This window comes from Streptomyces capitiformicae (assembly GCF_002214185.1).
In the GTDB taxonomy this organism is placed as follows: Bacteria; Actinomycetota; Actinomycetes; order Streptomycetales; family Streptomycetaceae; genus Streptomyces; species Streptomyces capitiformicae.
The window spans coordinates 531679-545415 of the sequence record NZ_CP022161.1; the positions used below are offsets into that span (position 1 = coordinate 531679).

At 69.8% G+C, this 13737-nt stretch carries 12 protein-coding genes; 6 read left to right on the forward strand and 6 right to left on the reverse strand.

The genetic code is table 11. The annotated features are described in order from the left end of the window. Positions 1 to 2: 2 nt before the first annotated feature. Complete coding sequence (locus tag CES90_RS02285) at positions 3 to 743, forward strand: LON peptidase substrate-binding domain-containing protein (RefSeq protein WP_189781733.1); 741 nt, start codon at positions 3 to 5, stop codon at positions 741 to 743. Positions 744 to 759: 16 nt separating this feature from the next. Then, the gene (ybaK, locus tag CES90_RS02290) at positions 760 to 1260 is read left to right on the forward strand and encodes a Cys-tRNA(Pro) deacylase (protein WP_189781732.1); all 501 of its coding nucleotides are present in this window, start codon (positions 760 to 762) and stop codon (positions 1258 to 1260) included. Positions 1261 to 1487: 227 nt separating this feature from the next. Here the strand turns inward: ybaK and CES90_RS02295 are convergent, their stop codons facing one another. The 4 genes from CES90_RS02295 to CES90_RS02310 form a co-directional block, all read right to left on the reverse strand. Continuing rightward, positions 1488 to 2165: a DUF2567 domain-containing protein gene (locus tag CES90_RS02295; RefSeq protein ID WP_189781731.1), complete on the reverse strand. Its 678-nt coding sequence runs from the start codon at positions 2163 to 2165 to the stop codon at positions 1488 to 1490. 34 nt (positions 2166 to 2199) lie between these two features. After that, positions 2200 to 3024: an ABC transporter permease gene (locus tag CES90_RS02300; protein WP_189781730.1), complete on the reverse strand. Its 825-nt coding sequence runs from the start codon at positions 3022 to 3024 to the stop codon at positions 2200 to 2202. A gap of 106 nt (positions 3025 to 3130) precedes the next feature. Continuing rightward, positions 3131 to 4156: an ABC transporter ATP-binding protein gene (locus CES90_RS02305; protein WP_229913683.1), complete on the reverse strand. Its 1026-nt coding sequence runs from the start codon at positions 4154 to 4156 to the stop codon at positions 3131 to 3133. A gap of 148 nt (positions 4157 to 4304) precedes the next feature. Then, positions 4305 to 5510 carry an NYN domain-containing protein gene (locus CES90_RS02310; RefSeq protein WP_189781729.1) on the reverse strand — a complete coding sequence of 402 codons (1206 nt, stop codon included), beginning with the start codon at positions 5508 to 5510 and terminating at the stop codon, positions 4305 to 4307. A 244-nt stretch (positions 5511 to 5754) separates the two neighbouring features. On the opposite strand from CES90_RS02310, the gene CES90_RS02315 reads away from it, so the two are divergent. Beyond that, entirely contained in the window at positions 5755 to 5919 is a 165-nt protein-coding gene (locus tag CES90_RS02315; protein ID WP_189781728.1) for a hypothetical protein, read from the forward strand. Positions 5920 to 6042: 123 nt separating this feature from the next. On the opposite strand, the gene dnaE is transcribed toward CES90_RS02315, so the two are convergent. Further along, positions 6043 to 9582: a DNA polymerase III subunit alpha gene (dnaE, locus tag CES90_RS02320; protein WP_189781727.1), complete on the reverse strand. Its 3540-nt coding sequence runs from the start codon at positions 9580 to 9582 to the stop codon at positions 6043 to 6045. A gap of 204 nt (positions 9583 to 9786) precedes the next feature. Here dnaE and CES90_RS02325 point away from each other — a divergent pair, with 204 nt between their 5' ends. From CES90_RS02325 to CES90_RS02335, 3 genes are all read left to right on the forward strand, one after another. After that, positions 9787 to 11112 carry a DUF2252 domain-containing protein gene (locus CES90_RS02325; protein WP_189781726.1) on the forward strand — a complete coding sequence of 442 codons (1326 nt, stop codon included), beginning with the start codon at positions 9787 to 9789 and terminating at the stop codon, positions 11110 to 11112. A gap of 123 nt (positions 11113 to 11235) precedes the next feature. Beyond that, positions 11236 to 11922, forward strand: coding sequence for a hypothetical protein (locus tag CES90_RS02330; protein WP_189781725.1), 687 nt, complete (start codon positions 11236 to 11238; stop codon positions 11920 to 11922). Positions 11923 to 12023: 101 nt separating this feature from the next. Then, complete coding sequence (locus tag CES90_RS02335; RefSeq protein WP_189781724.1) at positions 12024 to 12824, forward strand: DsbA family protein; 801 nt, start codon at positions 12024 to 12026, stop codon at positions 12822 to 12824. Between the two features lie 86 nt (positions 12825 to 12910). On the opposite strand, the gene CES90_RS02340 is transcribed toward CES90_RS02335, so the two are convergent. Further along, the gene (locus tag CES90_RS02340) at positions 12911 to 13519 is read right to left on the reverse strand and encodes a hypothetical protein (RefSeq protein ID WP_229913682.1); all 609 of its coding nucleotides are present in this window, start codon (positions 13517 to 13519) and stop codon (positions 12911 to 12913) included. Positions 13520 to 13737: the final 218 nt, after the last annotated feature.

Sequence of the window (13737 nt, forward strand, 5' to 3'; positions counted from 1 at the left end):
TCGTGACCACCGTCCGGCTGCCGCTCTTCCCCCTGAACTCGGTGTTGTACCCGGGGCTCGTGCTTCCTCTGAACATTTTCGAGGAGCGCTATCGCGCCATGATGCGCGAGTTGCTGAAAACCCCCGAGGACGAACCGCGCCGCTTCGCCGTCGTCGCCATCCGCGACGGCCACGAGGTCGCGCCGAGCGCACCCGGCATGCCCGATCCGACGGCGCTGCCCGAGCGCGGTCCGGCCGCCGGATTCGGCGACGACCCGGTCAAGGCGTTCCATTCCGTGGGCTGTATCGCGGACGCGGCCACCATCCGGGAGCGCGACAACGGCACGTTCGAGGTCCTCGCCACCGGTACGACCCGGGTGCGGCTGCTCTCGGTGGACTCCTCCGGTCCGTTCCTGGTGGCGGAGCTGGAGGAGCTTGCCGAGGACGCCGGCGACGAGGCGGGCGCGCTCGCGGAAGGGGTGCTGCGGGCCTTCCGCCAGTACCAGAAGCGGCTGGCGGGCGCGCGTGAGCGGTCGCTGTCGACGGGGGCGGACCTGCCGGACGAGCCGGCCGTCGTCTCGTATCTGGTCGCTGCGGCGATGATGCTCGACACCCCGGCCAAGCAGCAGCTCCTCCAGGCCCCCGACACCGCGTCCCGGCTGCGCGACGAGCTGAAACTCCTGCGCGCCGAGACCGCCATCATCCGTAGTCTGCCGTCGTTGCCCGCGTCGGAGCTGACGCGGGGCCCGACGAGCCTCAACTGACATATCCGAGAAGGCGATGGCGAAGAAGTCGAAGAAGCAGCAGGCCGGGGGCACGCCCGCGACCGTGTCCCTGACGGCGGCGGGCGTGGAGTTCACCGTCCACGCCTACGAGCACGACCCGTCCCACCCCTCCTACGGCGAGGAGGCCGCCGAGGCGATGGGGGTGTCCCCCGAGCGGGTCTTCAAGACGCTGGTGGCGGACGTCGACGGTGCGCTGGTCGTCGCGGTGGTCCCGGTGGCCGGCTCCCTCGACCTGAAGTCCCTGGCCACGGCGGTGGGCGGCAAGCGGGCGGCGATGGCCGACCCGACGCTCGCCGAACGCACCACCGGTTATGTCCGCGGCGGTATCTCTCCGCTGGGCCAGCGCAAGAAGCTCCGCACGGTGCTGGACGCGTCGGCGGAGTCCCACGAGACGATCTGCGTCTCGGCCGGCCGGCGCGGCCTGGAGGTCGAACTGGCCCCCGCGGATCTCCAGAAGCTCACGGAAGCGGTGTCTGCGGCCATCGCCCGCGCGTGATGGTGCGGGTGGGTGGGGGTTGTCCGCGCAGTTCCCCGCGCCCCTGAAAGACAAGAAGCACGGGGCGCAGCCCCTCCTTTTCAGGGGCGCGGGGGACGTGCGCGACAAGCCCCCACCCACCCGCACCCGCCAACGCACCGACCTGACCGAGCTCTCAAGCGGGGGGCGAAGGGGCGCAGCCCCTGGGATGGAACGGGCAGGGGCGGCGGGGGCGGGGGCGGGAAAGGCTACGCGGCCGGCGGCGGGCCGTACTGGGGCTCCTCGTACGGGTCAGGATCACGCGGCCCGAACAACGCCGTAAGCCCAAGATGAACCAGTACCCCAGCCAGCGGCCAGGCCAGCAGCGCCCCCTTCGCACTGAGCTTCAGCGGCGCCGAGAACGTAACCCCCTCCCCCACTTCCTTCGCCCGCGCCGCGACATCGGTCTCGGGCCCGAGCCACACCCCGAGCCGCCACGCCAGCACGGCACCCAGCAGCCCACCCACCGTGAGCGCGACGACCAGCGGCACACCTCCGCGCCGGCGCACGAGGAACACGACGAGCGCGCTCAGCGCCCCGACCCCCAACGCCAGCAGCGTGAACGTTCCGTCGACCCCGGCGGCCTGCTCACCCTCGGTCTCCTTGAGGTACACCGCCGATCCGTCGGAGACGAGCGGCACCGGCGGCGCGAGCCACCACCACAGAAGCCCGAGCAGTACGCCCCCGAGCAGCGCCATGACCACCGTGACGACGGCGGCCCAGATCAGCTCGCTCGCCAGCCCGGGAGCGGATCCGACCCCGGAGCCGTCCTGCGCGTACGCGTCGTGCTCCACGCCCCCGCCCCCGCCCCCGGCGGGCGGCGGGCCCCAGGGGTCGTCCGGGGTCTGATGGTGCGGCGGCGGAGGCGGCGAAAACGGTGCGGTCACTCTGACATCGTGCCAGGCGCGGCTGTGCGGCGCGTCACCGGACGGCGGCGCGCCGGTACGCCCAGGTCGCGACCGCGAGTGACACGACGCCGACTCCCGCGCACACGGCGAGGTCCCTGAGCACGAACGCCCAGTCGGGGTTCGGCCCGAACGTCCGAGCGAAGGCCTCCACCCCGTACGTGGAGGGCAGCAGATCACGGGCGAACTGGATGAAACCCGGCATCCGGTCGGCCGGCAGCACGCCCAGCAGCAGCGCCGCCGACATCCCCAACTGCCCCAGTACGGTGGCGAGTTCGGGACGCGGCGCGAGCAGGCCCAGCGCGGCGCCCAGCCCGGCGAGCGCGGCCCCGGCGAGCGGGATCACCGCGGCGAGCACCCAGAGGTGGGCCAGCGGCAGCCCGAAGAGCACGCATCCGAAGACCGCGGTGACCACGGTCCCCGGCACGGTGAAGGAGGCGTACGCCCCGGCCGCGCCCAGCACGACAGCGGCGGGCGGCACGGGCAGCGTCGCGTAATGATCAAGACCCCCGCTCGACCGCAGCTGCCCGAAGTACTGCGCCAGCAGGTTCAACGCGACGAAGGCGACGACCAGTACCGACGAACCGGCGACGACGGCCCGCGCCTCGGCCCCGCCGTCCACCACCCCGCGCATCAGGATCATGATCCCGATCGACTGGAAGGTGGCCACGAACAGCAGCGGGATCCGCGCGACCCGCGCCCGCGAGAGCTGCGCCCGGTACACCGCGCAGAGCGCCGGCCACAGCCGCGCGCGGGGCCCGAGCTCGGCGGCTCCGCGCTCCACGCGCTCCTCTACGGCCAGGGCACTGCCCGGCAGAACCTCGGCGGGTACGACACTCACGTCGAGTTGCTCCCCTTCGCTTCGGCTGTCGCCCATTTTCGTACGGCTGCGGCAGCCCTGCCGTTCACATCCGCACCGACTGTTCTCCGGCTCACACGCGCGTTCCTCACCCCTTGACCAGCCCCTGTGCGCTGCCCGCGCTGCCGCCGAGCGCCAGGTAGACGTCCTCCAGGCTCGGCGTGGCAAGGGTGAAGTCGTCGAGCGCCACGAAGGCCGCGCCGCCGGTGACGGTGGCCACGACCGCGCGCGCCTCCTCCGGCGCGAGCCGCAGCGACCAGCGTCGTCCGGACTCCACGGCACGCCGACGCAGCGCGGCGACCTCGGGCACATCCAGCGGCGCCTGCTCCCGCCACACCAGCTCGACGCGCACCTCGCCCGCGACCTGCTCCTTCAGCCCGGCCGGGGTGTCGCAGGCGATGACCCGCCCCTTGTCGAGGACGGCGACCCGGTCGAGCACGGTCTCCGCCTCGATGACGTTGTGGGTGACCAGTAGGACGGTGGCACCGGACTCGGCGCGCCGCCGGTCGACGGCGGCCCACACGGCCCGCCGGGCCACCGGGTCCATTCCGCTGGTCGGCTCGTCCAGCACGAGCAGGGGCCGTTCCCCGACCAGCGCGGTGGCGAAACAGGCGAGCCGCCGCTGCCCGCCGGACAGCTTCTTCAGTGGACGCTGCGCCAGCGCGGTGAGCCCCAGCTCCTCCAGCACGGCATCCCGCTCGGCCCGCGCCTGCCGCACCTCCAGCCCGCGCAGCCGCCCGGTGGTCTCCGCGGCGAGCGCCACGGTCAGCTCGTCGAGCGCGGTCGACTCCTGCCCCAGATAAGCGAGGATCCGCGAGGCTCGCTCCGGGTGCCGCACGATGTCGTGCCCGAGGATCTCGACGGTGCCGTCATCGGGCCGCATCAGCCCGGTCAGCTGCCGTACGAGCGTGGTCTTCCCGGCCCCGTTCGGCCCGAGCAACCCGAAGATCTCCCCCCGCCGGACCTCAAGCCCGACGGCATCATTGGCCCGCACCTCGGGGGTTCCGGGCGCCCCGCGCCGCCCCCGGGTCGCCGGATACGTCTTGGTGAGCCCCCGCACAGCACACACGACGTCGCCGCTCCGCCGGTTCGCCGATGCCACACGCGTACTCACGAAGAAGGAGCCTACGGGGTCCCGGGCACCGAATTACCCCCGGGTCGCCCCTTCAGGGGCGCGGGGCGGTGACCTATGCGGCTCCGCCGCGGGGCGCGATCAGCCACAAACGACCCGCAGTCGCCCAGCAAGCAGCCACCCTGAGCTACTAGGCGCCCTCGTTCACGCCGGAGGCAGTCCGCACATCGATCTCCCGCCAGAAGCCGGCCCGAATCGCATACCGATCATGTTCATCGATCTGATCGTCCTTGTGCGCGAGCAACCCGAACCGAGCCGCATACCGCAACAACTCCCCATCCACCCGATGAGGAACGCGCGGATACATCCCCGACAACTTCTGCAGGTGCGACTGATCGGTCAGCCGGGACATCCACCGCCGAGCGAACACCTGCCCGACCTCATACGGGTCACCCCCGACCGTCGTGATGTCCTCCTCCCGATCGGCCCACCGCTGCTCCGCCGTCGTGAGCTGCGCGAGCGTCGGCATGGCGGCCGCGTCCGGCGACTCCGCCGCACCTCCGGGCCGGTCCACCCACCCCTTGTCTGAGGACCACCGCAACGTGGCGGTAGCCGGATGCTGCACCGCATGCGCCCCGGGCCCCCGCATGGCGGCGAGATCCTTCGGCGTGGGTACGCCCTTGGCCGCGGCCGGCACCCGCTCCTCAGTCCCGTTGCGCCCCGCGGGGGCCGGCTCCGGCTCTCCGGTCCGCTCGGCGGCCGCAAGCGCGGACTCCGGCAGCGGCGCTGACAGGATCGCGGCGATCTCCGGCCGCGGCACCGGCGGCGGCGCGCAGATCCCGCCGAGTTCCTTGGCCCGTACCGCCTTGGTGATCCACGCCCGGTCGAGCACCCGCCGCTCGTCGGCCTCGGCGACCAGGTCCTCGGACTGGTTGTAGTCCCCGTCGGCGGCCTGCACCGCCCACAGGTGTACGGCGACGCCGTGCTCCTTGGCCGCCATCATGCCCGGCAGCAGATCCCCGTCACCGGTGACGAGGACCACGTCGGAGCAGGCACGGTTGCGGGCCAGCTCGGTCAGCTCGGCGTGCATCGCGGCGTCCACGCCCTTCTGGGCCCAGCGCCCGTCGCTGCGGGTCAGGGCGCCGAGCCGGACGGTCACCCGGGGCATCACGCGCAGCCTGCGGTGCTCGGGCTGCGGGACGCGGTCGGGGGCGCCGTCGAACCAGTAGATGCGTAGCAGCGGTCGCTCGGTGTCGGCCTCGGCGCGCTCGCGCAGCCCCTGGATGAGGGCGGTGTGGTCGACAGTGATGCGGGAGCGGGAGGGTTCCCCGGCGAGGAGGCTGGCGGCTGCGCCGAGCAGATACCCGGCGTCCACCAGGACGATGCAGCGGTCCACGCGATCCACCCTCTTTCCGGGAGGTTTGCTTCGGGCTTCCTTCGAGTCTGCCCGACCACGCGGAGGTTAACGGCCGGAACTCGATCTTCGGCGTGGCGTATTCGCCGAGGCACCCCCGCCATCGCGGTACACGCGCCGACAACTCTCGTCACGGACGGTGATTTTCTGACATGCGCGCCTTGTCGGCCTATGTGAATCTGGTCGCGGCCCTGGCCCCTAGATCCCCCACAGGAGGCAGATCACCATGGCCAAGAACAAGAAGCAGGACCGTAAGCAGCCGCAGCCCGAGCGTGGCCAGCAGGAGGCCCAGCACCCCTCGATGGAGTCACAGGCCGAGCAGCGTGCCGTCCAGGTGACTCCCGGCGACATGGCCCGCAAGGGCCGGCAGAAGCGCTTCGGTCACAACTGACATCTGCGTAAGGGTTGTTGCAGCCCACGCACACCGAGGGGCGCATCCGACATCACGGATGCGCCCCTCGCGCACTCACGCCCCCGCCGCCGTCAACTCCCGCCGTCGGCTCGGCTTCTGCCGTCAGCCCGCCAGGCAGGACGGGCCGAGCAGCACCTTCAGGTCGCCGAACAGAGCCGGGTCCGGCTTCACCCGGTGACGGTCGAGGCGGAGCACCGTCGTCTTGGTCGGGCCCTGGAGCTTGATGCGGACCTCGCTGTCGCCCTTGTGGTGGGTGAGGATCTCGCCGAGGCGGCTGACCATGGGCGGGGTGACCCGGGTGGCCGGAATGGTGAGGATCACGGGGGCGTTGGTGCCCGCGTTGGACAGGTCGGGGACCTGGAGCTCCATGGCGACCAGACGCGGGACGTCCTCGCGCTTGTCGAGGCGGCCCTTGACGAAGACGACGGCGTCCTCGACGAGTTGGGTCGAGACGAGCTGGTAGGTCGCCGGGAAGAACATGCACTCGATGGAACCTGCCAGGTCCTCCACCGTGGCGATGGCCCAGGCGTTGCCCTGCTTGGTCATCTTGCGCTGGAGGCCGGAGATGATGCCGCCGATGGTGACGACCGCGCCGTCCGCGTGCTCACCGCCGGTGAGCTGGGCGATGCCCGCGTCGGCCTTGTCGGACAGTACGTGCTCCAAGCCGAAGAGGGGGTGGTCCGAGACGTAGAGGCCGAGCATCTCCCGCTCCTGGGCGAGCAGATAGGCCTTGTCCCACTCGTCGTCGGTGAACTGCACGTCGAGTCCGAAGCCGGGCTCGCTGGTCTCCTCCTCGCCCATGCCGCCGAAGAGGTCGAACTGGCCCTCGGCCTCCTTGCGCTTGACCGCGACCACGTTGTCGATCATCGGCTCGAACTGTGCGGTGAGGCCCTTGCGGGTGTGCCCCATCGTGTCGAACGCGCCCGCCTTGATCAGCGATTCCGTGGTCCGCTTGTTGCAGGCGACCGCCTCGACCTTGTCGAGGTAGTCCGGGAAGGAGGCGTATTTCCCCTTTGCCTTGCGGCTGCGGATGATCGAGTCGACCACGTTCGTACCGACGTTCCGGACCGCTTCGAGGCCGAAGAGGATCACATCGTCGCCCTGGGCGGCGAAGTTGTGCACCGACTCGTTGACGTTCGGCGGGAGCACTTTGATGCCCATGCGCCGGCACTCGTTCAGATAGATCGCGGACTTGTCCTTGTCGTCCTTGACCGAGGTGAGCAGCGCGGCCATGTACTCGGCGGGGTGGTTCGCCTTCAGGTAGGCGGTCCAGTACGAGACCAGGCCGTACGCGGCGGAGTGGGCCTTGTTGAAGGCGTAGCCGGCGAAGGGGACCAGGACGTCCCACAGGGCCTGGATGGCCTCGTCGCTGTAGCCGTTCTTGCGGGCGCCGGCCTGGAAGATGGTGAAGTTCTTCGCCAGTTCGTCGGGCTTCTTCTTGCCCATGACGCGGCGGAGGATGTCGGCCTCGCCCAGTGAGTACCCGGCGATGATCTGGGCGGCCTTCTGCACCTGCTCCTGGTAGACGATCAGGCCGTAGGTGACGGCCAGGACCTCTTCGAGGGGCTCCTCCAGCTCTTTGTGGATCGGCGTGATCTCCTGCTGCTTGTTCTTGCGCAGCGCGTAGTTCGTGTGGGAGTTCATGCCCATCGGGCCAGGGCGGTACAGGGCCGACACGGCGGAGATGTCTTCGAAGTTGTCGGGCTTCATCAGGCGCAGCAGCGAGCGCATGGGGCCGCCGTCGAACTGGAAGACGCCGAGGGTGTCACCGCGCTGGAGCAGGTCGAAGGTCGTCGGATCGTCCAGCGGGAGGCTCAGGAGATCGATGTCGATCCCCTTGTTGGACTTCACCATCTTCACGGCGTCGTCCATGATCGTCAGGTTCCGCAGGCCCAGGAAGTCCATCTTCAGCAGGCCGAGCGACTCACAGCTCGGATAGTCCCACTGCGTGATGGTCACGCCGTCGGTGTGCCTGACCCAGACCGGCACGTGCTCGGTGATGGTCTCGCTGGACATGATCACGCCGGCGGCGTGCACACCCATCTGCCGGACCAGGCCCTCCACACCGCGCGCGGTGTCGATGACCTTCTTCACATCCGGCTCGTTCTCGTACATCCCGCGGACCTCGCCGGCCTCGCTGTAGCGCGGGTGCTGCGGGTCGGTGATGCCGGAGAGCGGGATGCCCTTGCCGAGGACGTCGGCGGGCATGGCCTTGGTGATGCGGTCGCCCATCGCGTACGGGTAGCCCAGCACGCGCGCGGAGTCCTTGATCGCGTTCTTGGCCTTGATGGTGCCGTAGGTGCCGATCATGGCGACCTTGTCGGCGCCGTACTTCTCGGTCACGTACCGGATCACCTCGACGCGCCGGCGCTCGTCGAAGTCGATGTCGACATCGGGCATCGAGATGCGCTCGGGGTTGAGGAACCGCTCGAAGATCAGACCGTGCGGGATGGGGTCGAGGTCGGTGATGCCGAGGGCGTACGCGACGATCGAACCGGCCGCGGAGCCTCGTCCGGGGCCGACCGCGATGCCCTGCTTCTTGGCCCACATGATGAAGTCGGCGACCACGAGGAAGTAGCCCGGGAAACCCATCGAGATGATGGTGTCCATCTCGTACTCGACCTGCTTCATGCGGTCGTCCGGGATGCCGCCCGGGAAGCGGCGCTGCATGCCCCGCATGGTTTCCTCGCGGAACCAGCTGACCTCGGTGTAGCCCTCGGGGATGTCGAACTTCGGCATGAGGTCGCGCTTCTCGAACATGCCCGTGGTGTCGACCATCTCGGCGATCAACCGGGTGTTGGCGCAGCCCTCCTGCCAGGCGTCCGACGAGTCGATGGCGTACATCTCGTCCGTGGACTTCAGGTAGTAGCCGGTGCCGTCGAACTTGAAGCGGTCCGGGTCGGAGAGGTTCTTGCCGGTCTGGATGCACAGCAGGGCGTCGTGGGCGGTCGCCTCGTGCGCGTACGTGTAGTGCGAGTCGTTCGTGACCAGCGGGGGGATGCCGAGCTTCTTGCCGATCTCCAGGAGGCCGTCGCGGACCCGGTGCTCGATCTCGATGCCGTGGTCCATCAGCTCCAGGAAGTAGCGGTCCTTGCCGAAGATGTCCTGGTACTCGGCGGCCGCCTTCAGGGCCTCGTCGTACTGGCCGAGGCGCAACCGGGTCTGGAGCTCACCGGAGGGACAGCCGGTGGAGGCCACGATCCCCTCGGACCACTTGGCGATGGTCTCCTTGTCCATACGGGGCCACTTCTGCAGCCAGCCCTCGGCGTACGCGTCCGAGGACAGCCGGAAGAGGTTGTGCAGGCCCGTGGCGTTCACCGCCCACATCGTCTTGTGGGTGTAACCACCCGAGCCGGAGACGTCGTCCCGCTTCTGGTGCGGCTGGCCCCACTGGATCTTGCGCTTGTTGCGCCGGGACTCGGGGGCGACGTACGCCTCGATGCCGATGATCGGGGTGACGCCGGCCTTCTGCGCGGAGTGGAAGAAGTCGTAGGCCCCGTGGAGGTTGCCGTGGTCGGACATGGCGATATGGGTCATGCCCATCTCGTTGCACGCGTTGAACATGTCCTTGAGCCGCGCGGCACCGTCCAGCAGCGAGTACTGGGTGTGGACGTGCAGGTGCGTGAACGGCGGCTTTGACACGGTTTCGGCCTCCAGGGAGAACAGCGGACGACGGATCCCCGACGGGCTGCGGACAGTCTGGGGGACAGCGTCGAAGTCTATGCCTCGGCACTGACACCGCGAGGCGTCTCCCCCGTACCTTCATGGAGGAGTCGCGGGCACTCCCGGGTACCTTCGGACGTTCAGAAGCTGACCCACCCGTGATCCTCCAGGAGGCACCCAGCGATGTCGGTTCCGCAGCTCAACGACGAGCGACGTGGCGAGGAGATCCTCGCCGTCTTCGACACCGCCTTCGGCCAGCTCCTGGCCGCCGACCCGGCCGCGTTCCGCGTGAAGTTCCGGAAGATGGCGGCCTCGGCCTTCGCGTTCTACCGCGGCACGGCGTGCCTCTTCTACCACGATCTCGACGCGGAGAAGGCCTCGGGCCCCTACCTCGACGAACGCACCTCACGCGTGTGGATCCACGGCGACCTGCACGCGGAGAACTTCGGCACGTACATGGACTCCACGGGCCGCCTGATCTTCAACGTGAACGACTTCGACGAGGCCTACGTCGCCCCCTTCACCTGGGACCTGAAGCGCTTCGCCGCCTCCGTGGCGCTCATCGGGTACGCGAAGGCGCTCAGCGACGAGCAGATCACCGAGCTGGTGCAGGTCTACGCGGACGCGTACCGCGAGCGGATCCACGCCATAGCGGCGGGCGCCAAGCGGGACGAGGTGCCGCCTTTCACGCTGGACACCGCCCAGGGCCCGCTGCTCGACGCGCTGCGCGACGCCCGCTCGCTGACCCGCTTCGGGCTGCTCGAATCGATGACCGAGATCCGTGACTTCGAGCGCCGCTTCGCGCCGGGCGGCGGCTCCATCGAGCTGGACGCGGCCACGCGCTACAAGGTGCTGGCCGCCTTCGACGGCTATCTGGAGACGCTGCCGGAGTCCTCGCTGACCCGCCCGGACTCCTACCGGGTCAAGGACGTCGTCGGCCGCCGCGGCATCGGCATCGGCTCGGCGGGGCTGCCGTCGTACAACATCCTCCTCGAGGGCGCCACGGACGCCCTGGAGAACGACGTCGTGATCTACATCAAGCAGGCCCAGACCCCGGCCGTCTCCCGGCACATCACGGACCAGCGGATCCGGGACTACTTCCAGCACGAGGGCCACCGCACGGTGATCTCCCAGCGCGCCCTCCAGGCGCACGCGGACCCGTGGCTGGGCTGGACCGAGCTGGACGGCGCGGGTCAGCTGGTCGCCGAGGTGTCGCCGTACGCGGTGGACCTGGACTGGAGCGACATCGACGACCCGGAGGAGATCGCGGCGGTCGTCGCCGATCTCGGCCGGGCCACGGCCACGATGCACGCGGCGGCCGACGACCTGACCGGGCAGTCCCTGGTGCCGTTCTCCACCGAGCGGGCCATCGACGCGGCGATCGCCGCCGACGAGGAGGGCTTCGCACCCCTGCTCGTGGACTTCGCCCACAGCTACGGGGCACGCGCGCGTGCGGACCACCAGATCTTCGTGGACCTGTTCCGCAACGGCCGGATCCCGGGCTTGTAAGGATCCCCGGCTTGTAAGGATCCCCGGCTTGTAAGGATCCCCGGCTCACAAGGCTTCCCACAGAGGCCCTTTGAGGCCTTTTAGGGATCCCTTACAGGGGTACGTGGGAGACTCTCCAACGCCATGGACATATCCGGGACCCCCTTCAGAGCCGTACGCGCGGCGCTGTTCACGGCACTCGTCGTGACGCTCGGCACCGCGTCGCACGTTCTGCTGTCCCGGTCCCCGCTGCCGCTGACCGCCGTGGCCGCGATCACCGCCGCCGTCTTCGTCGTCGCGTACGCGCTGGCGGGCGGCGAGCGCGGCTTCGGACGGATCGCCGGCGTGCTGATCCCGCTGGAGCTGGCCGCCGACACGGTGTTCACCACGGGCCAGCACGCCTGTTACGGCGAGGCGGGCGGCCCGGTCACCGGTCCGCTGCGCCAGGTCGGCCTCGACATGCTGTGCGGCGGCGGCAGCGTCGGCACCTCGCTGGCGCGGGTCGGCGACTCAGAGCGGGCCGCCACGCTGCTGGCGGGCGCCGGACCGGCCACCGTCTGGCTGCTGCTCGCCGCGCACATCGGCGTGGGCCTGCTGGCCGCCGCCTGGCTGCGGCGCGGCGAGCGGGCACTGGCCCAGCTGCTGGTTGCCGCGGTCGCCGCCGGTTTCCGGCCGCTGCTGATCGCGGTCGCCGCCGTCGTCGTCATGCCGCTCGCTCCGGCGGAGCACCGGCCTACGCGCACCGCGCACCGTCCGGCCACCGCCCGCACCCTTCTCTTCGCCCACTCCCTGGGACGGCGTGGACCGCCGTGCTCGGTCACCTTCGCGTGACCACCGGTCACCTCTTCAGGTGACCACCTCCTGAGCACGAACAGTCCCCATTTACACGTATCCGCGCACAACGTGTGCGCGTCCCCAGGGAGTTCACCCACATGAGCAAGCGGAACAGCAAGGCGGCGAAGTCGGCGGCCCGTGAGCGGCTGCGCCTGGAGCGCGAGCGTCAGGCCAAGCGCGCGAAGGTCAGGCGCCAGGCCATCGTGGCGGCTTCGATCGTCGCCGTCCTCGCGACAGCCGGCGGCATCGGTTACGCCGTCGTCCAGACCAACAAGCCCACGAAGTGGGAGGCGGCCGCCGACGCCACGGTGGTCGCCCCGGCCAACACCTCGGGCAAGAACGGCACCACGGTCCTCATCGGCGACTCCAAGACCGACAACGTGGTCCACCTCTACGAGGACCCGCGCTGCCCGGGCTGCGCCAACTTGGAGCAGACCGTCGGCGAGACCATCAACAAGGGTATGGAGGACGGCGACTACAAGCTCTCCTTCACGATCGGCACCTTCCTCGACGGCAACCTCACGGGTGAGGGCTCCAAGAACGCGCTCAGCGCGCTCGGCGCCGCCCTGAACGTCAGCCCCGAGGCGTTCCTCGACTACAAGGCCGCGCTGTACTCGGCGAAGTACCACCCGTCGGAGTCGACCGACGAGTTCGCCAAGGACAGCTACCTGATCAAGGTCGCGAACACGGTCGACGCGCTGAAGAACAACAAGAAGTTCCAGGACGCCGTCGGGAAGGGCACCTACGACGCCTGGGCGATGAAGATGGGCAAGTCCTTCGAAGACGCCGAGGGAGTCGAGTCGACCCCGACCATCAAGATCAACGACAAGGCGATCACCAACCCGTCCACGGTCGCGGAGTGGGAGACGGCGCTCAAGGACGCGGGCGTCACCAAGTAGCCGCCGTGACGGCCGTGGCTGTCGTGGCTGTCGTGGCTGTCGTGGCTGTCGATACGGCAGCCACGGCGCGGCGGCCACGGCCCCCGCTACGGCGCGATGTACGGCTTGACGCGCCCCCGGTAGTCCTCGGGCCGGACCTCGTTGTAGTACTTGTCGGCGTCCTCGTCGTCCGAGGTGAAGATGTAGACGGGGCACTCGTCGGACTCGACCTTGCCGGTGTGCTCGTACCGCTCCTTGCCGGTACGCGCCTCGACCACCCGCAGCCGGTACGAGGTGTTGTACGTCCGGATCTTCAGCGGCTTGCCGTCGGCCTCCATGTCGCAGACCTTGCCGGTCGCGGTGGCCTCGGTGCGCTCGACGCAGACGACCAGCTCCGCACGCTCCGGCTTGTCCGAGTAGTCGAGGAACCAGCCCTTGGGGAAGTCGCCTTCGACGGGCACACTGCTCGTCCAGCCGTCGCCGGTGCTGTTCATGAGCTGCGCCGGGTGGACGGTCTTCTTGGTGGGGTCGTAGGCCGGCAGCCCCGCGAAGCCGAGCCCGTCCGTGCAGACCCGCTCCAGGTCCTGGGTGGTCAGCGGCACCTCCGGGGCGTCCGCGGCGGCCCCGGCCGACGCCGAACCGCCGCCGCTCCCACCCCCGGTGGTCCCGGTGGTCCCGGTGGTCCCGGTGAGTGACGAACACCCGCGCAGGGCCATGCCGAGTACTCCCCCGGCAACCCATATCCGGGCACGCTGCATTGACGACCTCCCCGCCGAAAGAAAGAGAAGCAGGCAGGGCATGTCCCCCGGAGCATGCCCTGTCCCCCCCTGCCCTGCCTGAGAAGAAGCGTGCCGGGCGCCGGGGCCGCGGGTATCGGGGAAGAGCCCCCATGTAGTTGTGCGGCTCCTGTGAAGACGGGTACTACCCTGTACGC

Coding starts and splice junctions, on each gene's coding strand:
- ybaK (WP_189781732.1), top strand. CDS start 760: ATGGCGAAGAAGTCGAAGAAGCAGCAGGCCGGGGGCACGCCCGCGACC.
- CES90_RS02315 (WP_189781728.1), top strand. CDS start 5,755: ATGGCCAAGAACAAGAAGCAGGACCGTAAGCAGCCGCAGCCCGAGCGT.
- CES90_RS02335 (WP_189781724.1), top strand. CDS start 12,024: ATGAGCAAGCGGAACAGCAAGGCGGCGAAGTCGGCGGCCCGTGAGCGG.
- CES90_RS02340 (WP_229913682.1), bottom strand. CDS start 13,519: ATGGCCCTGCGCGGGTGTTCGTCACTCACCGGGACCACCGGGACCACC.
- CES90_RS02330 (WP_189781725.1), top strand. CDS start 11,236: ATGGACATATCCGGGACCCCCTTCAGAGCCGTACGCGCGGCGCTGTTC.
- CES90_RS02325 (WP_189781726.1), top strand. CDS start 9,787: ATGTCGGTTCCGCAGCTCAACGACGAGCGACGTGGCGAGGAGATCCTC.